Origin of the sequence: Micromonospora sp. CA-263727, from assembly GCF_050942455.1 — a bacterium.
Classification (GTDB): Bacteria; Actinomycetota; Actinomycetes; order Mycobacteriales; family Micromonosporaceae; genus Micromonospora.
The window spans coordinates 6,596,964-6,616,599 of the sequence record NZ_CP192031.1 but is presented as its reverse complement, the minus strand read 5'-3'; the positions used below and the strand labels follow the sequence as shown (position 1 = coordinate 6,616,599).

The window sequence follows — 19,636 nt, the reverse complement described above, 5'->3', positions numbered from 1 at the left end:
ATGTGATCTCGGCGGTTAGGCTCGGCGCATGACCGACACATCATCGATCTCCGGCGGCCGGTCGTTCGAGGAGTTGGACGCCCTCTCCACCGAGGAACTGCGCGAGCAGTCGTTCGCGTTGGCCCGGGGACGCCGGGACGTGGGATTCTTCTGGTCGGTGCTGCGGCATCTGCCGAACGCGGACGAGGCCGCCGCGCTGGACGGGGCACCGAACTCGGTGGGGCCGACGATCGACGAGGCGGCCGCCCTGTGGCGGGAGCTGACCGGACACGGCTACGAGGAGTCCGCCCCGCTGCTGCGCGCCGCCTTCATCGATTACCTGATGAAGCACTGAATGCTGTGGAGTCCGGCGTAACGTCATAAATCGCGTCTCGCGTTTGCCCACATCGATCCGCTGGGAACTAGCGGGGCCATGGCTCTCACCAACCGTTACAAGACCGCACCGGGCACCGGCACACTCGCCGCGCTCATTCTCGTCCTGGTCTTCGGCAGCCCCTGGTACGCCGACTGGGCCAGGGAGAACACCGATCCGGGCACCGCCGGCGGGTGGTTCCTGAGACTGCTCGCCTGGCCGGCCTGGCGATTCGACTCGTCCGACTCGATCCAGGAGATCTTCGCGGCCGACCTGAAGGCGATCCTCGTGGTCGTGCTGACCGCACTCTTCCTCTACCTCCTCCCGGGTTCGCAACTCTCCCGCGCCCGGGGCACCCTCAGCCAGTTCTTCGCCGGCTGGGCGGCGTACGTCTTCGCGGGTGCCTTCGCGGCTCTGCTCACCGCGCTGATCCGGACCAACCCGTCGCTGCTCGGCGCCTTGCAGGCCGCTGGTGACGGCGCGGAGTACGGCCTCTTCGCCGGCTGGATCATCGGGATCGCCACGCTGGGTGGTTGGCGGGGCCGGCGCTGACCCCGGCCGGCCGGCACCCGGCCGGTCGCGGCCGGCGAATGGCCGGCCGACCAGAAGCGCCGAGCTGCGGGCCGATCGCGACAGGCTGGTGGCTGGCCGGTCCGGGGACGGCCAGCCACTCAGCCGGTCGGTTCCGCCAGCGCCAGGACGCGCTCCCGGCTCAGCAGGCCGACCGGTCGACCCTCCTCGGTGACCAGGGCGCGTCCTCCGGCCGAGGTGAGCAGGACGGCCAGCGCGTGGTACGCCGAGCCGCCCAGCGGTACCACCGGCAGGTCCGCCCCGCCGTCGGCGGGCAGCGGATCGAGCACCTCGCGGGTGACCGGGGTGACCACCAGCCGTCGGATGCCCCGGTCGGTGCCGACGAACTCGCGGACGAACGGGGTGGCCGGGGAGCCGAGCAGCTCCGCCGGGCTGTCGTACTGTTCCAGCCGGCCCCCCTCGGAGAGCACCGCGATCCGGTCGCCGAGCCGGACGGCCTCGTCCAGGTCGTGGGTGACCAGCACGATGGTCTTGCGTACCTCGGCCTGCAGGCGCAGGAACTCCTCCTGAAGCCGGGTACGCACGATCGGGTCGACGGCGGAGAAGGGCTCGTCCATCAGCAGCACCACCGGATCGGCCGCGAGTGCCCGGGCCACGCCCACCCGTTGCCGCTGGCCGCCGGAGAGCTCGTGCGGGTAGCGCCGACCGAACTGTGCCGGATCGAGGCCGACCAGTTCCAGCAACTCCTCGACGCGGCGTCGGGCGCGGTTGCGGTCCCAGCCGAGCAGGTGGGGCACCGTGGCGACGTTGGCTGCCACCGTCTGGTGCGGGAACAGCCCGACGTTCTGGATGACGTAGCCGATCTGCCGCCGCAGGACCACCGGGTCGACCCGGGTGACGTCCGCGTCGCCGAGCAGGATCCGGCCGGCGCTCGGCTCGATCAGGCGGTTGATCATCCGCAGCACGGTCGACTTGCCGCAGCCCGACGGCCCGATCAGCACGACCAGTTCGCCCGCGTCGACGTGCAGGCTGAGTGTCCGGACCGCCTCGGTGCCGTCCGGATAACGCTTACCGATGCCGTCGAGGGTGATCGACGCCGCGCGCTGACCGCCGTCGGCGACCGGGGTAACGTCCACGTATGTCCTTCCGCCTGAGCTACCGGGCCGACCCGGGTAACCCGTGGTTCTCCTGGCAGTACGTGCGGGACAACTCTGACACGGTGCTGGCCGCGCTGCGCGACCACACCACCCTGACGCTGCGGGCGGTGCTGATCGCCGCGTTGATCGCCGTGCCGCTGGCCGTGGTGGCGTACTGGTTCCGGCCGCTCACCGGCCCGATTCTCGCACTCACCGGGGTGCTGTACACGGTCCCGTCGCTGGCCCTGTTCGCGTTCATCGCGCCCTACCTGGGTATCGGTGTCGCGACCGTGCTCAGCGTGGTGGTGCTGTACGCGCTGCTGGTGATCGTCCGCAACACCGTCGCCGGGCTCAACCAGGTGCCCGCGGAGGTCCGGGAGGCGGCCGAGGGCATGGGGTACGGCCGCTGGGGCCGGTTGCTCCGGGTCGAACTGCCGCTGGCCCTGCCCGGCATCCTCACCGGTCTGCGGTTGGCGACGGTCTCCACGGTGGCCCTGGTCACCGTCGGCGTGGTGATCGGGCGGGGCGGGCTCGGGCAGATCATCTTCGCCGGCTTCAACAACAACTTCTACAAGGCTCAGATCATGACCGGGACGCTGCTCTGCGTCCTGCTGGCCCTGGTGCTCGACCTGCTGCTGATCGGCGTCGGCCGGCTGCTCACCCCGTGGCTGCGCGGGCGGCCCGGGTGAGCGCCGGGGTGGCTGGCGGCCGGTGGGACCCGATCGGCCGGAGGCGGCGATGAATCCCGTACAACAGGCGGTGGTCTGGCTCAACGACCCGCTGAACTGGACCAACGCGGGCGGCATCCTGGACCGGCTCGGCGAGCACGTGAGCATGTCGGCGGCTGCGGTGCTGCTCGGCTGCCTGGTGGCCTGGCCGCTCGGGCTGTGGCTGGGCCACAGCGGCCGCGGTGGCGGGCTGGTCGTGCTGGTGTCCAACCTCACCCTTTCGGTGCCCACCCTGGCGCTGCTGACCATCCTTCCGCTGACCTTTCTCGGCTTCGGCCGGCCGGCCGTGGTGGTCGCCCTGGCGGTGTTCGCGGTGCCGCCGCTCCTGGCCAACGCGTACACCGGCGTTCGGCAGGTCGACCCGCAGACCCGGGAGGCGGCCCGCGGCATGGGGATGACCGGAGCGCAGGTGCTGCGCCGGGTCGAGCTGCCGCTCTCGGTGCCCTACCTGGCCGCCGGCTTCCGGACCGCCGCGGTCCAGGTGGTCGCCACCGCGGCCCTGGCGACCTTCGTCAACGGTGGTGGTCTGGGCGAGATCATCCGATTCGGGTTCGGCCTGAGCATCGCGGTGGGCGGCGGTCAGATCCTCGCCGGCGGCCTGCTGGTCGCCGGGCTCGCGGTCAGCGTCGAACTGCTCTTCGGGTACGTCGAGCGGCTGGTCACCCCCCGCCCGCTGCGCCGCGCCCGGCGCGGTGCCGATCGGCGCGCGGCAGCGGCCATCACCGGTTCCTGAGACGGCACCACAGCCAGGCTCGGAGGCTCGCATTGACGGGCCAAAACCCTACCGGTTAACTGTGATATTGGTCGCCTGGATGGTGACGTTCCAGCGACGAACGCCGCCAGAAGTTGTCGGTGGCTGGCGGCAGGATGTTGGGTGGAACTTGCGGGCGGCCGAACGGCGGATCGCCCGTCGGACACGCGGCCGGCCCGGACGGGTCGCGCCGGGACACGGAAGGCGGGCACATGCGCGCAGGTAAGAGGCTGTCCATTGCCGTTGTCAGTGCCGTCGCCGCAGCCGGCGTGCTGGCCGGGTGCGGCGAGGCCGGCTCCTCCGGCACCGAGGCGCCGCAGCAGGCCGCCGCCGGGGAGGGCTGCGCCCCGGTCGCGGGCCAGCAGTTGATCGCGCTCGACGATGACAAGGCCCTACAGAACGCCGACAACATCATCCCCGCGGTCCACGGCAAGGCGGCCACACCACAGCTCGTCGCGGCGCTCGACAAGCTCTCCGCCGTACTCGACACGCCGAAGCTGGTGCAGCTCAACAAGGCGGTCGACGAGGACCGCAAGAGTGCCCAATCGGCCGCGCAGGAGTTCGCCACCGCGAACGGAACTGCCGACGGTGTGGCGAAGGGTCCGGGCGGGCGGATCACGGTGGGGGCGGGGAACTTCACCGAGAGCGAGATCATCGCTGAGCTCTACAAGATCCAGCTGACCGCCGCCGGCTACCAGGTCACCGTGCAGCAGATCGGCAACCGGGAGCTGTACGAGCCGGCGCTGGAGAAGGGCGAGATCCAGATCGTTCCGGAGTACGCGGCCACCATGGCCGAGTTCCTCAACGGCAAGGTGAACAGCGGCGGCGAGCCGGTCTCCTCACCCGACGTGGACGCCACCGTCACCGCGTTGCGTGGGCTCGGCGAGAAGGTGGGCCTGACCTTCGGCGCGCCGGCCGCCGCCCAGAACCAGAACGCGTTCGCCGTGACCAAGGAGTTCTCCGAGAAGTACGGCGTGCGTACCCTCTCCGAACTGGCCGGGAAGTGCTCGGGTGTGGCGACGGTGCTGGGCGGCCCGCCGGAGTGCCAGGAGCGCCCGTTCTGCAAGCCGGGCCTGGAGAAGACGTACGGGCTCGCGGTGGGCTCGTTCTCGTCGCTCGACGGGGGCGGCCCGCTGACCAAGACCGCCCTGCGTAACGGCACGGTCAGCGTCGGCCTGGTCTTCTCCACCGACGCGGCGTACGCGCAGGGCTGATCCGTCCGCGTGGTGTCGTGCCGCGCTGATCCGTCGCGGCACCGTCCGGTGCCCCCGGCCGAGCTGGCCGGGGGCACCGTTGCGCCGCCGGCCGGCGACCCGATCCGCGATGTCGCGGACCGCGCTGCACAGAGCTGCCGCCGAGCCGTTCCCACCTAACGCAACTCTCGGTAGGCTGCGGATCCATGTCCGCCCCGGTGCCCACCGACGCGCGTAACTCGCAGTTCCTCACCGTGCTCTTCTGGGGTGGGGTGGCCCTGGCCCCGGTGGCGGCGCTGATACTGCTGGTCGCCGACGGTAACGGCCCGCTGCGGCTCGCCGCGGTGCTGGCCATCGTGGCCGTGGTGCTGATCGGGCTCTCCATCGCGCTGCGTGCCGGTGGCGGCGGACAGGCCCAGGCCGAGGAGTTGCGCGAGGAATTCGACGAGCTGCGGCGGGAACTGCGCGGCGAGATCGTGGCCGCCGCCCAGCGCGGCAACCAGGCGCTCGACCAGGCCCAGCGGGTCCAGGAGGCGCTGGTCGGCCTGCGTCGCCAGGTCGCGGCCGGTAGCTCTCCGTCCGGTGCGGCGGAGCCGGCCGGCCCAGGGCGGGCCCGGGTGCCGGAGCCGGAGGGGCGCTACGCGGAGCGGCCCGCCGGCCAGGCCGGGGTGTATGGCGCGGCCCAGCCCGCCGGTCACGGTGTCGGCCCAGCCGCCGGTTACGACGCCGACCGCCCTGCCGCCGGTTACGACGGTGATCGGTCGGGATCGGGGACTGCCGGTTACGACGGCGAGCGGTCGGGCTCCAGGTCCGTGGGGTATGACGGTGACCGGCCGGCGTCCAGGTCTGCGGGGTACGACGGTTCGGCGGGGTACGACGGTTCGGCATCCGGATCCGCCGGGTATGGCAGTGAGCGGCCCGCCGCGGGCTATGCCGGTGACCGCCCGGCCACCGGCTCCGCCGGGGTGTACGGCTCGGCGGCCCGCCCCGACCCCGACGTTCGCTCCGGTGAAGCGGCCCACCGTCCGCTCGGCGTGGTCCGGCACACCGAAACCGTGCACGTCACCACGCGTCACACCATCGTGGACGGTGGCGGCGGGGAGTCCGGTACCCGGTACGGCGGTTACGCCACCCCGTGGTCGTCGCACCAGGAGGAGCACCCGCGAAGCCGGCACGGCGGGGACCGCGACGACCGTTCGTGGCCCGACGCAGACGAACGCTCCCGCCGGGACGAGGGGCGCTCCTGGTCGGGATCGGCCCGCGAGGAGGAACGCGCCCGGCCCGGCCCGGCCCGCGAGGAGGAACGCTCCTGGTCGGATTCCCGGGACGAGCGCCCGTGGTCCACCCAACGCGAGGGCTGGGCCACGCAGCGGGACGACCGCTCCGGCCACCGGGACGATCACTCGGGGCACCGCGACGACCGCTCCGGTCACCGGGACGACCGCGACTGGGGCGCGCAACGCGAGGATCGGGGCTGGGACGACGGCGGGCAACAGTGGGAGGCCCCCGCCGAGCAGCCCCCGGCCCGGCCGGACGACACCGGACAGTACTGGGCGCAGCTGCGCGCCGGCGACCGCTGGACCGCGGTACGCGACGACGACCGGGGCCGCGAGCTGCGGGTCGGCGAGCGCAGCGCCGAGGTGCACGCGGACCACACCGGCACCGAGTACCGGGTGGCGGACCGCTGGGCCAGCGTGCGGCGGGACGAGCCACGGCGGGACGCCGAACGCGACGAGGGATGGCGCGACGGTTGGGGCGAGCCGGAGGGCCGAGCCGCGCTGCCGCCCGGCGGGGTCCCGGTGCCAGCCGAGTGGCGGCCACCCCGCCAGCGGGAATACCAACCCGGACCGGCTCGCGGGTACCAGCCGGAGCCGGCGCGTGGGCAGCGGCCCGACCCGGAACCGTACGGTCGGCGGCACGCCGAGGAGCCCGGCTACGGCCACCCGGCGCACGACGGCAGCGCCAACCACTGGCGCTGACCACCCGGGAACCTGCCGGCACAGTTCGCCCGCCAAGCAGGGCGCCCGGCAAACAGACCGTCCGGCAAACAGAGCGACCGGCAGGTCACTTGTCGATGTCGCCGACCACGAAGAACATCGAACCGAGGATGGCGATCAGGTCCGGCACCAAACAGCCGGGCAGCAGGGTGGCCAGCGCCTGCACGTTCGCGTACGACGCGGTGCGCAGCTTGAGCCGCCACGGCGTCTTCTCGCCCCGGGAGACCAGGTAGTAGCCGTTGATGCCGAGTGGGTTCTCCGTCCAGGCGTAGGTGTGTCCCTCGGGCGCCTTGAGTACCTTCGGCAGTCGGGTGTTGATCGGCCCGGTGAGCCGGTCGACCCGGTCCAGGCACTGCTCGGCCAGGTCGAGCGAGGCGTACGCCTGGTCGAGCAGCACCTCGAAGCGGGCGTGGCAGTCGCCGGTGGTGCGGGTGACCACCGGCACGTCGAGCTGGTCGTAGGCCAGGTACGGCTCGTCACGGCGCAGGTCGAGGTCCAGGCCGGAGGCCCGGGCGACCGGGCCGGAGGCACCGAACGCCGCCGCGTCGGCGGCCGAGAGCACGCCCACCCCGACCGTGCGGGCCAGGAAGATCTCGTTGCGCCGGATCAGATTGTCCAGGTCGGGCATCCGGCGGCGGACCTCACCGATCGCGGCCCGGGCCCGGCCGGTCCAGCCCGACGGGACCTCCTCCTTCAGCCCGCCGACCCGGTTGAACATGTAGTGGATCCGCCCGCCGGAGACCTCCTCCATCACCGCCTGGAGGGTCTCCCGCTCCCGGAAGGCGTAGAACATCGGGGTGATCGCGCCGATCTCCAGCGGGTACGAGCCGAGGAACATCAGGTGGTTGAGCACCCGGTTCAGCTCGGCGAGCGCCATCCGCAACCAGGTCGCCCGCTCCGGCACCTCCATGCCCATCAGCCGTTCCACGGCGAGCACCACGCCCAGCTCGTTGGCGAACGCCGAGAGCCAGTCGTGCCGGTTGGCCAGCACGATGATCTGTCGGTAGTCGCGTACCTCGAAGAGCTTCTCCGCGCCGCGGTGCATGTAGCCGATGATCGGTTCGGCGGCGATCACCCGCTCGCCGTCGAGGACGAGCTTGAGCCGTAGTACGCCGTGCGTGGAGGGGTGCTGCGGCCCGATGTTGAGCACCATGTCCGTGCCGAGCTGTTCCCCGCCGGTGCCCGCCACCAGTCCGGCTCCGGTGCCGACGGTCAGCTCGCGCAGGTCGCCCGTGGTCATGCCCGCCATCGTGCCATGAACGTCGCGCCGCGGCGGTGGACGCCCGCTGCTCGGCGCTGACCGAAAGGGCGGTGCGCCGGTCAGCCGCCGTTCGTACGATCCGCGCCATGGAACGAACCGAGATCGACGGCGTACCCGTGCTGTGGGCGCAGGGCCCGGCGCCACTGAGCGCCACCCTGATCTTCGGCTGTGGCGGGCAGGACGAGATCTTCCGGACGATCGGCGTCACCCACCTGGTCGAACATCTGGCGATGAGCGGCCTGCCCCGGGTGCACCACGACCGCAACGCCAGCGTCGATCTGCACACCACCCAGTTCACTGCGACCGGCCGGCCCGAGCAGATCGTGACGTTCCTCGACGCGGTCTGCCGGGCCCTCGCCGACCTGCCACTCGACCGGATCCAGAAGGAGGCGGGGGTGCTGGCGGCCGAGGGTGGCGCGTACACCGACCCGACGGTGGCCGCCCTGCTGACCCGCCGGTTCGGGGTCCATGGTCCCGGCCTCGCCCCGTGGACCGGGCCGGGCTTCGACCGGATCTCCGCCGAGGACGTCCGGGCGCACGCCGCGCGCTTCTTCGTCGCCGGCAACGCGGTGCTGGTGCTGACCGGCCCGCCGCCGGAGGGGCTGCGGCTGCCGCTGCCCGCCGGCCCCCGCGCGGAGCACCCCACGGCCACGCCGCTGCCGGCGCAGTCCGGTCCGGCCTGGTCCGAGCATCTGGTGCCGGCGGTCGGGGCGGCGGTGCTGGGTCGGCGGGGCGCGGCCTGGGTGCTCGGCATGTCGGTCCTCGCGGAGCGGCTGGAGCGCATCGCCCGCCACCACCACGGCCTCAGCTACGAGGTGTCCGGGGAGACCGTGCCCGGCGACGGCGACACCGCGCTCTACGCGATCACCGTGGACGCCCGCGAGGGGCAGGAGGCCGAGGTGGCCCGGCTCCTCTGGGCCGAGCTGAACCGGATGGCCGAGCAGGGGCCGACCGAGGAGGAGTTGGCCGAGGAGCGGGAGGCGGTCCGCGAGGCGTACCAGGACCCGCGTTTCCTCGAATTGGAGCTGCTGGAGACGGCGACGCGGGAGTTGTTCGGCCGCCCCTACCTGTCACCGGACGACCGGCTGGCGCGCTGCGACGCGATCACCTCCGACGAGGTCCGCGAGATCTTCCGGGCCGCCCTCCCGACCACCCAGCTGGTCGTGCCGTGCGGGGTGACCGTCGACCTGCCCGGAGTCGCCGAGCATGCCTGCGTCGACGGCCGCCAGCTGCCGCCGGGCCGGCTGTTCCAGCCGCCGGCACTGGCCAAGGTGTTCTCCCGGGAGGCCCGGGTGCTGCGACTGGTCCTCACCGACGACGGGTTGGCCCTCCGGGATCCGGACGGTGACGTGCACCGCATCCGCTTCGCCGAGGTGGTCGGGGTCGAGGAGGACGGGGCGGAACGCACCGTCTTCGGCGCGCACGGCTGCATCATCAACGTGGACCCGGAGCTGTTCAAGGGGGCCGAGGCGGCCGTGCGGGCGGTGGATGCGGCGGTGCCGGCGCAGCTGCGCTACCACCGGTCGGCGCTGGTCGGTCGGGACTGAGCGAGTGGCAGCCGGTCGGCGGGCAGGCCGACCGGCTGCCACAGCCACCAGTGCCCGCCCAACCCGGCCGGATCGGTCAGCTCGGCCGCCGTCGACGCCTCGGCGAGCGCCCGCAGGTACCCGGCCGGGTCCCGGGCGGCCAGGCTCAGCGGTGGTCGTCCGCCATCGGCCCCGAGCGCCCGCAGCCCCTCCCGCTGCGACCCCAGGGAGTACGCGCACCGGGCGACCCGTTCACCGGCGGAGGCGGCCGAGTCCATCGCGACGTGCGCGGTGACATCGCCCGATCCGTCCGGCACCGGCGGCACCTGTCGCCCACCCCGGTACCCGGTCAACGACCCGTGAACGGGTCGATGCTCACGCAGGTGCCCGTAGTCCACGGCCAACGCCAGCCCCCGGTCGACGTGCCCCACCGCATCCGCCCACGCCTCATCCCTCGTCCGCCCGATCTCAGCCCGGATCGCCGGGTCCAACGGGTCGTCCGTGGGGGTTTCCGGGTTCGGTGGGTCGTCCGTCGGCAGGGTCAGGGGGAGGGGCCACCAGGTGGTCAGCCAGTCGGCGTCTTCCTGGCTGACCGGTCCACCTGTCGTCTCCTCGCCCGACGTCGGGTCGACGAGGCGGTAGTGCCAGCCGTCGGGTGTGTGGACGGCCACGTCGAGGGGGACGTTGTCGAGCCACTCGGTGGCGATCAGCAGGCCGGTGATGCCGGCGGGGATCTGGTCGGCCCAGGTGATCTGTTCGGGGAGGTCGTCGGGGCGTGGGGCGAGTTCGACGGCGGTGAACCGTACCCGCTGGGCCAGCGGAACCGGCGCGGCGCCCGACGCACGGGCCGACCCGGACGAGGCGTCGCCGGCTGCGGGGCTGGTGGATGCGGCCGCTGACAGCGCGCGGAGCAGCTCCCCCCGCCCGGCCCCCACGTCCACCACCTCGAACGGTTCGGGGAAGCCGAGAGTGGTGTCGAGTCGGTGGATCAACCGGAGCAGAGCGCCGGCGAAGACCGGTGAGGCGTGCACGCTGGTACGGAAGTGTGCGGCCGGGCCCGCACCGGAGACGAAGAAGCCGCCGGGCCCGTAGAGCGCCCGGTGCATGGCGTCCCGCCAGGGCATCGACATCGGGGAACTCCTCGGGTGCCGGTGAACGATTTCACACATCCTTGTTTCGGGTCCGTGTCGGCGACGCATACTTGGCCTCGACCGGTACCCCATCTCGAGGACTGGATCGTCACATGAGCGCACCGCTGCGCCTGCACCCGGCCGCCCGTCGGCGGCCCGCGACCGTGCCGTCTGCCCAGGTCGCCACCCCTGTCGCGCGCACCGTCGGCGTCATCGGCGCCGGCCGGGTCGGTGCCACCCTGGGTGCCGCGCTCGCCGCCGCCGGCCACCGTGTGGTCGCCGCCACCGGCCGCTCCGGTGCCTCCCGGGCCCGGCTGGCGCTGCTGCTGCCCACCGTCGCCCGCGGCCCGGCCGCCGCGGTCGCCCGGGCCGCCACCGACCTGCTGCTGATCGCCGTGCCGGACGACGCGCTCGCCGGCGTGGTCGCCGGCCTGGCCGCCGACGGGGCGCTGCGCCCCGGCCAGGTGGTCGCGCACACCTCCGGGGCACACGGCCTGGCGGTGCTCGCGCCGGCCGTCGCGGTCGGCGCGCGGCCACTGGCGCTGCACCCCGCGATGACCTTCACCGGCTCGCCCGACGACCTTGGCCGGCTGCCCGGCATCTCGTACGGCGTGACCGCGCCGCCCGAACTGCGCACGCTGGCCGTACGGCTGGTGGCGGACCTCGGCGGGGTGCCCGAGTGGATCGGGGAGGCCGACCGGCCGCTCTACCACGCGGCGCTGGCGCACGGCGCGAACCATCTGGTGACCCTGGTCAACGAGGCGGCCGACCGGCTGCGTGACGCCGGCGTGGGGCAGCCCGAGAAGGTACTCGCCCCGCTGCTGCGGGCCGCCCTGGAGAACGCGCTGAGCCTCGGTGACGACGCGCTGACCGGCCCGGTCGCCCGGGGCGACGCGGGCACCGTCGAGCGGCACCTGGCCCGGCTGGCCGTGACCGCGCCCGAGTCGGTCGCCGCCTACCTGGCCCTGGCCCGGCGCACCGCCGACCGGGCGGTGGCCGCCGGCCGGCTGCGCCCGGTCGACGCCGAGCCGCTGCTCGGCGTCCTGGGCGGGGAGCACACCGGGGTGGCGGCGTGACGGCGCCGCAGAGGTCGAGCGAGGTGGGTCGGCTGACGGAACTGGTGCACACCCGCGTCGAACTGGCCCGGGCCCGGGCCGCCCGGACCGGGACGGTGGCGGTGGTGATGACCATGGGCGCGCTGCACGAGGGGCACGAGACGCTGCTGCGGGCCGCCCGCGAGCGGGCCGACCACGTGATCGTCACGATCTTCGTGAACCCGTTGCAGTTCGGGCCGAACGAGGACTTCGGCCGCTATCCGCGTACTCTCGATGCCGATCTTGAAGTATGCCGGCGGGCCGGCGCCGATCTGGTCTTCACGCCCTCGGTGACCGACATGTACCCGGGTGGCGAGCCGGCGGTACGGGTCAACCCTGGCCCGCTCGGCGAGGACCTGGAGGGGCTCAGCCGGCCGGGGTTCTTCCACGGCGTGCTGACCGTGGTGCTGAAGCTGCTCCAGCTCACCCGGCCCAGGCTGGCCTTCTTCGGCGAGAAGGACTATCAGCAGTTGACCCTGGTCCGGCGGATGTGCCGGGACCTGGACGTGCCGGTGGAGGTGGTCGGGGTGCCCACCGTCCGGGATCCGGACGGGCTGGCCCTGTCCAGCCGGAACCGCTACCTCGCCCCCGCCGAGCGGCAGGTGGCGCTGAGCCTGTCGAGGGCGCTGCGCGCCGGTGCCGAGGCCGCCGACGCCGGCCGCGACGCCGGGGCGGTGCTGACCGCCGCACATGCCGCCTTCGGCGCCGGCGGGTCCGGCGCGCGGCTCGACTACCTCGTCCTCACCGATCCCGACCTGGAGCCGGGGCCGGTACGCGGCCCGGCCCGGCTGCTCGTTGCCGCCTGGGTGGGCACCACCCGGCTGATCGACAACGCGCCGGTCCGCCTCGACCCGGCCTGCTGACCCCTGACACTTCCGCGCGAAAGGCGTCCCGATGTACCGCACCATGCTCAAGTCCAAGATTCACCGGGCCACCGTGACCCAGGCGGATCTGCACTACGTCGGCTCGGTGACCGTCGACGAGGACCTGCTCGACGCCGCCGACCTGCTGCCGGGCGAGCAGGTGGCGATCGTGGACATCACCAACGGGGCCCGGCTGGAGACGTACGTGATCCCGGGCCGGCGGGGCAGCGGCGTGATCGGCATCAACGGTGCCGCCGCCCGCCTGGTGAACCCGGGTGACCTGGTGATCCTGATCTCGTACGGGCAGATGGACGACGCCGAGGCCCGCACGTACCGCCCGCGGGTGGTGCACGTCGACGCCGACAACCGGGTCGTCGAGTTGAACGCCGACCCCTCGACCGCGGCCCCCGGCACCGCCGGCACCCCCACCCCCAACCCCCTCTCGGTGTAAGGAAGGGACCCTTATTAACGCCTCGTGCACTAAAAGGGCCCCCTGCTAACACCTGCGTTGCGTCCGGCATCCGATTCCGGTCTGTCACCGGAAGGTCATTTCTGGTTACCCTGGTGGCGCCGTCGGGGGACGGCCGCTGGCTGGGGGAGGCGGCGCCATGCAGCGTGCGACGAAAACCCTGATCGCGGCCTTCGCCGTGGCAGCGCTGCTGGCGGGCTGCAGCGGGTCCGACGGGCTCGACGGCGATCTGGTCGACGACTGGGCGGCGCTGCCGCCACCCGGCCCGTTCACCCCGGCTGCCGGGGTCTGTCACGAGGCCGACTTCACCGACAGCGTCTCCCTCGCCGGGTACGCGCCGGTGGACTGCGCCGTATCGCATCGGGTGGAGACCGTGCACGTCGGCGCCTTTCCCGACGGGCGCAGCGAGCCGCCCCCCGTCGCGTCGACCGAACTGCGTACCGCCTTCGCCGACTGCGACAAGCGGGCCGCCGGGCACGTCGGCGACGACTGGCGGGCCGGCCGGCTCCGGCTGGCGGTGGCGGTGCCCTCCGGGCCGGGCTGGACAGCCGGCTCGCGGTGGTACCGCTGCGACCTGATGGAGGTGTCCACGGCCGAGGCGGGGGCCACGGTCGTGATGCGGACGGGCTCCCTGCGGGACGCGCTCCGGGTGCCGTCGCCGTTGCGGTTGGGGTGCCAGCAGACGCGTACCGGCCGGGACGGGCTGGTGCAGAACCTGGTGCAGGTGGACTGCGCCGAGCGCCACGATGCCGAGTTCGCCGGGGTGTGGCAGTCCCCGGATCGCCCGTACCCGACGCGGAGCGCCGAGTGGGCACCCTTCTACGCCGGCTGCCGGTCGGTCCTTGCCCGGTACGCCGGTCTGCCGGACGACGCCAATCTGGCCTTCCGCAGCGATGTGGTGGTCCGCCCGCCCGGGGCCGGCCGGTGGCGGGCCGGGGACCGGGGCGTCCGTTGCTACCTGTGGTTGAGCAACCGGACCGTGACCGGGTCGCTCAAGGGCGCGGGTCCGGCCGGCCTGCCGGTACGGACGAAGTAGCCGGAACCACTCGTCCCGCCCCCGCCGCACGAGCCGAGAAGCATTCAGGTTGACTGTGGCTATGGAGCTACCGACCGTCGGCCTGCCGGCACTGCCCAGCCTGTTGGCCGCTGCGGCGCCGGGCTGGGTGGAGACCACCGACGTGATCGTGGTCGGCTCCGGGGTGGCCGGGCTGACCGCCGCGCTGCACCTGCGCGAGGCGGGTCTGCACGTCACCGTGGTCACCAAGGTCAACATCGACGAGGGCTCGACGCGCTGGGCGCAGGGCGGCATCGCCGCGGTGCTCGACCCGGCGGACACGCCCGCCATGCACGCCTCCGACACCGAGACCGCCGGGGTCGGCCTCTGCGATCCGGCGGCGGTGCGGGTGCTGGTGGAGGAGGGGCCGACCCGGCTGCGCGAGCTGATGCGGATCGGTGCCGAGTTCGACCGCAATCCGGACGGCTCGCTGATGCTCACCCGGGAGGGCGGGCACCGCGCCGACCGCATCGTGCACGCCGGTGGCGATGCGACCGGAGCGGAGGTGCAGCGGGCCCTGCACGAGGCGGTGCGCCGGGATCCGTGGATCCGACTGGTCGAGCACGCGCTGGTGCTGGACCTGCTCCGGGCGCCGGGCGATGGCCCGGACGGGCTCGGCGCGGCGTGCGGCATCACCCTGCACGTGCTCGGTGAGGGCACCGAGGACGGGGTCGGCGCCATCCTGGCCCGGGCCGTGGTGCTGGCCACCGGCGGGATGGGGCAGATCTTCGCGGCCACCACCAACCCGGCGGTCTCCACCGGTGACGGTGTCGCGCTGGCCATGCGCGCCGGGGCCGCGGTCACCGACGTGGAGTTCGTGCAGTTCCACCCGACCGCGCTGATCGTGCCGGAACACGCCCGCGTGCCCGGTGCCGGCCACGCCCAGCAGCCGCTGGTCTCCGAGGCGCTGCGGGGTGAGGGCGCGCACCTGGTGGACGCCGACGGCAAGCGGTTCATGCTCGGCCAGCACGAACTGGCCGAGCTGGCACCCCGGGACGTGGTGGCCAAGGGCATCCACCGGGTGCTGCTGGCCACCGGCGAAGATCACGTTTATCTCGATGCCCGGCACCTCGGCGGCGACTTCCTGGCCCGGCGCTTCCCCACCATCGTCGCCTCGTGCCTGGCCATCGGCGTCGACCCCGGCACCGACCTGATCCCGGTCGCGCCGGCCGCGCACTATGCCTCCGGCGGGGTCCGCACCGACCTGCACGGCCGGACCTCCATTCCCGGCCTGTACGCCTGCGGCGAGGTCGCCTGCACCGGCGTGCACGGCGCGAACCGGCTGGCCAGCAACTCGCTGCTGGAGGGGCTGGTCTTCTCCCGGCGGATCGCCGACCACATCGCCTCCGGCCTGCCCGAGCAGGCCCGCCCGGCGGAGACCGGGGCCTGGCGCGGGGGTGCCGGCTGGGTGGTACCGGCCGGGTCGACGCCGGCGTTGCAGCGGGCCATGACCCGCGGCGCCGGGGTGCTCCGCTCGGCCGCGTCGCTCGCCGCGACCGCGGGCGAACTGGTCGAGCTGGGCGGCGGGCGGGGCACCCCGCGGACCGCCGACTGGGAGGCGACGAACCTGATCACGGTCGCGGCCACGCTGGTCGCCGCCGCGTACGCCCGCCGGGAGACCCGGGGCTGCCACTGGCGGGAGGACTTCCCCTCAGCCGACGAGCGGTGGCAGGGCCACCTGCTCGGCGCGATCGGGGCGCAGGGCCGGTTGACCAGTCGCTGGGAGGAGAACCGATGAGCGGAAAGACCGAGCGGATGCTGCGCGAGGCCGGGCTGGACCCGGACCAGGTGCGCCGGATCATCGAGAACGCCCTGGTCGAGGATCTCGGCCCGGACGGGCTCGACGTGACCAGTGTGGCGACCATCCCGGCCGCACAGAACGACACCGCCGACCTGGTGGCGCGGGCCGACGGGGTGGTCGCCGGGCTGGCCGTCGCCGCCGCCGTGTTCGAACTGGCCGGCGAATTGACCGGGGCGGACCGTACCGTCGAGGTGTCGTTGGTGGCCCGCGACGGCGAGCGGGTGGCCCGTGGCGACGTGCTGGCCACCGTGACCGGCCCCACCCGGGTGCTGCTCACCGCCGAACGGACCGCACTCAACCTGCTCTGCCGGATGTCCGGGGTGGCCACCCATACCCGGGCCTGGGCGGACGCCCTGACCGGCAGCAAGGCGATGGTCCTGGACACCCGCAAGACCACTCCGGGTCTGCGGGCTCTGGAGAAGTACGCGGTCCGCGCGGGCGGTGGCACGAACAAGCGGATGGGCCTGCACGACACCGCCATGGTCAAGGACAACCACAAGTTCGCCGCGGGCGGCGTCACCGCCGCCTACCGGCGGGTCCGGGAGGCGTTCCCGGACGTGCCGGTGCAGGTGGAGGTCGACACGCTCGCCGAGGCGGTGGAGGCGGTCGAGGCCGGGGCGGACTTCCTCCTGCTCGACAACATGCCCGCGGCGACGCTGCGGACGGTGGTTGCGGCCGTCGGCGACCGGGCCGAGCTGGAAGCGACCGGCGGACTGACCCTCGCCGACGCCGCCGAGGTGGGGGCCACCGGCGTCGACTTCCTCTCCGTCGGCGCGCTCACCCACTCCTCGCCGATCCTGGACATCGCCCTGGACCTGCGTACGGAGTGAACCCGTCTAGGCTTCGTGCGTGCTGCTCTGCATCGACATCGGGAACACCAACACCGTGCTGGCGACCTTCGACGGCGACAAGCTGGTGCACTCCTGGCGGATCAAGACCGACGCCCGCTCGACCGCCGACGAACTGGGCCTGATGTTCCGGGGGCTGCTCGCCGGGGACGCCGTCGAGATCACCGGTGTCGCGGCCTGCTCGACCGTGCCGGCCGCCCTGCGCTCGCTGCGGACCATGCTGACCCGCTACTACGGGGAGCTGCCGAGCGTGATCGTGGAGCCCGGGGTACGCACCGGGGTCCAGTTGGCCATCGACAACCCCAAGGAGGTCGGTGCCGACCGGGTGGTGAACACCCTGGCCGCGTACACCCTCTATGGCGGGCCGTCGATCGTGGTCGACTTCGGCACCACCACCAACTTCGACGTGATCAGCGATCGGGGCGAGTTCCTCGGCGGCGCGTTCGCGCCGGGCATCGAGATCTCCTTCGACGCGCTCGCCGCCCGCGCCGCCCAGCTGCGCAAGGTCGAGGCGACCCGGCCCCGCTCGGTGATCGGCAAGAACACGGTCGAGTGTCTCCAGGCGGGGCTCTACTTCGGCTTCGCCGGGCAGGTGGACCGGATCGTCGAGCGGATGGCCGCCGAACTGGGCGAGCTGAAGGCGGTGATCGCCACCGGCGGGCTGGCCTCCCTGGTGCTCGACGAGTGCCGGACGATCACGCACCACGAGCCAATGATCACGCTGATCGGTCTGCGCATGGTGTACGAGCGGAACGTCTGAGTGGGGTCGGTCATGACCGGCGGGCTATCGAGTAACGGTCGGCAGGGCGCTTGAGTACGCTCGGGGCTTGACCCCGCCCGAATTCTCCCTCTGAGGAAGCGTGCCGTGACCCAGCAGAGCCCCGTGCCAGTCGACCCCGCCGACGACCTTCCCGAGCAGATGAAGGTCCGCCGGGAGAAGCGGGACCGGATGCTCGCCGAGGGCGTCGAGCCCTACCCGATCAGCTATCCACGTACCAGCACGTTGGCCGAGGTGCGGGAGCGCTACGCCGACCTGCCCACCGACACCGCGACCGGCGACCAGGTCTCGGTGACCGGCCGGGTGATCTTTGTGCGGAACACCGGCAAGCTCTGCTTCGCCACCCTGCGCGACGGGGACGGCACCGAGCTCCAGGCCATGCTGTCGCTGGACCGGGTCGGCGCGGAGCGGCTGGAGGACTGGAAGCGCCGGGTCGACCTCGGCGACCACGTCGGGGTCACCGGCGAGGTGATCACCAGCCGTCGGGGTGAGCTGTCGGTGCTGGCCGAGCAGTGGGCGATCACCGCGAAGGCGCTGCGCCCGCTGCCGGTGGCGCACAAGCCGCTGAGCGAGGAGGCCCGGGTCCGGCAGCGCTACGTCGACCTGGTCGTCCGTCCGCAGGCCCGTCGGATGGTACGCACCCGGGCCGCGGCCGTACGCAGCCTGCGCGATTCTCTGCACGGGCAGGGTTTCATCGAGGTGGAGACCCCGATGCTGCAGTTGCTGCACGGCGGTGCGGCAGCCCGGCCTTTCGTGACCCACAGCAATGCGCTCGACACCGATCTGTATCTCCGAATCGCGCCGGAACTGTTTCTCAAGCGCGCCGTGGTCGGCGGCGTCGAGCGCGTCTTCGAGATCAACCGCAACTTCCGTAATGAGGGCATCGACTCTTCGCACTCGCCGGAGTTCGCGATGCTGGAGGCGTACCAGGCGTACGGCGACTACAACACCATGGCCGAGTTGACCCGCAATCTCGTGCAGCAGGCGGCGATCGCGGTCGGCGGATCGACGGTGGTGGCGCACGCCGACGGCCGGGAGTTCGACCTGGGCGGCGAGTGGCGCTCGGTGAGCCTGTTCGGGGTGCTTTCCGAGGCGCTCGGCGAGGAGGTCACCGTCCGCACCGAGCCGGCCCGCCTGGTGGAGTACGCGGACAAGGTGGGCCTGGCCGTGGACCCCAGGTGGGGGCCGGGCAAGCTGGCCGAGGAGCTGTTCGAGGAGTTGGTCGTACCCGGCCTGCAGGCGCCCACCTTCGTCCGGGACTACCCGGAGGAGACCAGCCCGCTCACCCGGGGTCACCGCAGCGAGCCGGGGCTGGCCGAGAAGTGGGACCTGTACGTGCTCGGGTTCGAGTTGGCCACCGCGTACTCGGAGCTGGTCGACCCGGTTGTGCAGCGGGAACGGCTGGTCGCCCAGGCGCAACTGGCGGCCCGCGGCGACGACGAGGCGATGCGGCTGGACGAGGATTTTCTCCGGGCGATGGAGTACGGAATGCCCCCGGCCGGCGGCATGGGAATGGGAATCGACCGGCTCCTGATGGCGCTGACGGGCCTGGGAATTCGGGAAACCATCCTCTTCCCGTTGGTCCGCTCGGAGTAGTCGTACGGAAACTCCCTGCGGGTCTTTACCGCATCCTATTGACGCGGCAAGCATCTCACTTGTTATTGTGCTCCTGATAGTGGCAGGAGTTGCCCTGCTCGAAAGGAATGTGGGACGTGGCCAAGCAGATCATTCACAAGCTGGTCGATGACCTGGACGGCGGGGACGCGGACGAGACCGTCAAGTTCGCGCTCGACGGTGTTCAGTATGAGATCGACCTGTCGAGTTCGAACGCCGAGAAATTGCGCGGTGCATTCGCCGACTACATCGCCCACGGCAGCAAGGTGGGCCGCGGCGGTGTGGTCGTCGGCGGGCGTGCCGCCCGCGGCCGGGGTGGCGCCACCGCCGACCGCGAGCAGAACAAGGCCATCCGGGCCTGGGCCCGCAAGGCCGGCAAGGAGATCTCCGACCGGGGCCGGATCCCGCAGGAGATCGTCGACGAGTACCACGCCAAGGCCGGTCACTGAGGCCCGGCACCTGACGGTCGTCCGCCACGCCGGCCCGGAGCGCGCCTCCGGGCCGGCGTGG

General features: G+C 72.7%; 19 protein-coding genes. 16 read left to right on the top strand and 3 right to left on the bottom strand.

The genetic code is table 11. From position 1 onward, the window contains the following. Positions 1–28: 28 nt before the first annotated feature. On the top strand, positions 29–334 hold the full coding sequence (locus ACQPYA_RS29090) for a hypothetical protein (RefSeq protein ID WP_433530198.1): 306 nt from the start codon (positions 29–31) through the stop codon (positions 332–334). A gap of 78 nt (positions 335–412) precedes the next feature. Continuing rightward, positions 413–904: a hypothetical protein gene (locus ACQPYA_RS29085; protein ID WP_433530197.1), complete on the top strand. Its 492-nt coding sequence runs from the start codon at positions 413–415 to the stop codon at positions 902–904. Positions 905–1,023: 119 nt separating this feature from the next. Here ACQPYA_RS29085 and ACQPYA_RS29080 read toward each other — a convergent pair whose 3' ends face one another. Further along, entirely contained in the window at positions 1,024–2,019 is a 996-nt protein-coding gene (locus ACQPYA_RS29080; protein ID WP_433530196.1) for an ABC transporter ATP-binding protein, read from the bottom strand. Positions 2,020–2,021: 2 nt separating this feature from the next. Here ACQPYA_RS29080 and ACQPYA_RS29075 point away from each other — a divergent pair, with 2 nt between their 5' ends. The 4 genes from ACQPYA_RS29075 (at position 2,022) to ACQPYA_RS29060 (ending at position 6,670) form a co-directional block, all read left to right on the top strand. Beyond that, entirely contained in the window at positions 2,022–2,708 is a 687-nt protein-coding gene (locus ACQPYA_RS29075) for an ABC transporter permease (RefSeq protein WP_433530195.1), read from the top strand. A 49-nt stretch (positions 2,709–2,757) separates the two neighbouring features. Further along, the gene (locus ACQPYA_RS29070) at positions 2,758–3,480 is read left to right on the top strand and encodes an ABC transporter permease (RefSeq protein WP_433530194.1); all 723 of its coding nucleotides are present in this window, start codon (positions 2,758–2,760) and stop codon (positions 3,478–3,480) included. 230 nt (positions 3,481–3,710) lie between these two features. Then, complete coding sequence (locus ACQPYA_RS29065) at positions 3,711–4,712, top strand: glycine betaine ABC transporter substrate-binding protein (protein ID WP_433530193.1); 1,002 nt, start codon at positions 3,711–3,713, stop codon at positions 4,710–4,712. Positions 4,713–4,897: 185 nt separating this feature from the next. Further along, positions 4,898–6,670, top strand: a complete 1,773-nt coding sequence (locus ACQPYA_RS29060) for a hypothetical protein (RefSeq protein ID WP_433530192.1) — start codon at positions 4,898–4,900, stop codon at positions 6,668–6,670. A gap of 85 nt (positions 6,671–6,755) precedes the next feature. Here ACQPYA_RS29060 and ACQPYA_RS29055 read toward each other — a convergent pair whose 3' ends face one another. After that, a complete protein-coding gene (locus ACQPYA_RS29055; protein ID WP_433530191.1) occupies positions 6,756–7,937 on the bottom strand; it encodes an NADH-quinone oxidoreductase subunit D in 1,182 nt (393 codons plus the stop codon). A 98-nt stretch (positions 7,938–8,035) separates the two neighbouring features. On the opposite strand from ACQPYA_RS29055, the gene ACQPYA_RS29050 reads away from it, so the two are divergent. Then, positions 8,036–9,496, top strand: a complete 1,461-nt coding sequence (locus tag ACQPYA_RS29050) for a M16 family metallopeptidase (RefSeq protein ID WP_433530190.1) — start codon at positions 8,036–8,038, stop codon at positions 9,494–9,496. On the opposite strand, the gene ACQPYA_RS29045 is transcribed toward ACQPYA_RS29050, so the two are convergent. Continuing rightward, complete coding sequence (locus tag ACQPYA_RS29045; protein ID WP_433530189.1) at positions 9,463–10,605, bottom strand: SAM-dependent methyltransferase; 1,143 nt, start codon at positions 10,603–10,605, stop codon at positions 9,463–9,465. The genes ACQPYA_RS29050 and ACQPYA_RS29045 overlap by 34 nt on opposite strands. Positions 10,606–10,718: 113 nt before the next feature. On the opposite strand from ACQPYA_RS29045, the gene ACQPYA_RS29040 reads away from it, so the two are divergent. From ACQPYA_RS29040 to ACQPYA_RS29000, 9 genes are all read left to right on the top strand, one after another. Further along, positions 10,719–11,681, top strand: a complete 963-nt coding sequence (locus ACQPYA_RS29040; RefSeq protein ID WP_433530188.1) for a Rossmann-like and DUF2520 domain-containing protein — start codon at positions 10,719–10,721, stop codon at positions 11,679–11,681. Positions 11,682–11,713: 32 nt separating this feature from the next. After that, positions 11,714–12,562 carry a pantoate--beta-alanine ligase gene (gene panC, locus ACQPYA_RS29035; RefSeq protein WP_433533671.1) on the top strand — a complete coding sequence of 283 codons (849 nt, stop codon included), beginning with the start codon at positions 11,714–11,716 and terminating at the stop codon, positions 12,560–12,562. A gap of 31 nt (positions 12,563–12,593) precedes the next feature. Then, entirely contained in the window at positions 12,594–13,013 is a 420-nt protein-coding gene (panD, locus tag ACQPYA_RS29030) for an aspartate 1-decarboxylase (RefSeq protein WP_433530187.1), read from the top strand. 157 nt (positions 13,014–13,170) lie between these two features. Continuing rightward, the gene (locus ACQPYA_RS29025) at positions 13,171–14,067 is read left to right on the top strand and encodes a septum formation family protein (RefSeq protein ID WP_433530186.1); all 897 of its coding nucleotides are present in this window, start codon (positions 13,171–13,173) and stop codon (positions 14,065–14,067) included. A 61-nt stretch (positions 14,068–14,128) separates the two neighbouring features. Beyond that, positions 14,129–15,823: an L-aspartate oxidase gene (locus ACQPYA_RS29020; RefSeq protein ID WP_433530185.1), complete on the top strand. Its 1,695-nt coding sequence runs from the start codon at positions 14,129–14,131 to the stop codon at positions 15,821–15,823. Next, positions 15,820–16,716 (top strand): carboxylating nicotinate-nucleotide diphosphorylase, encoded by an 897-nt coding sequence (gene nadC, locus ACQPYA_RS29015; protein WP_433530184.1) that lies wholly within the window; start codon positions 15,820–15,822, stop codon positions 16,714–16,716. The genes ACQPYA_RS29020 and nadC overlap by 4 nt, the downstream gene beginning before the upstream one ends. Positions 16,717–16,735: 19 nt before the next feature. Beyond that, positions 16,736–17,494, top strand: a complete 759-nt coding sequence (locus ACQPYA_RS29010) for a type III pantothenate kinase (protein WP_433530183.1) — start codon at positions 16,736–16,738, stop codon at positions 17,492–17,494. 105 nt (positions 17,495–17,599) lie between these two features. Further along, positions 17,600–19,108 carry a lysine--tRNA ligase gene (gene lysS, locus ACQPYA_RS29005; RefSeq protein ID WP_433530182.1) on the top strand — a complete coding sequence of 503 codons (1,509 nt, stop codon included), beginning with the start codon at positions 17,600–17,602 and terminating at the stop codon, positions 19,106–19,108. A 116-nt stretch (positions 19,109–19,224) separates the two neighbouring features. Beyond that, positions 19,225–19,575, top strand: coding sequence for a histone-like nucleoid-structuring protein Lsr2 (locus ACQPYA_RS29000; protein WP_433530181.1), 351 nt, complete (start codon positions 19,225–19,227; stop codon positions 19,573–19,575). Positions 19,576–19,636: the final 61 nt, after the last annotated feature.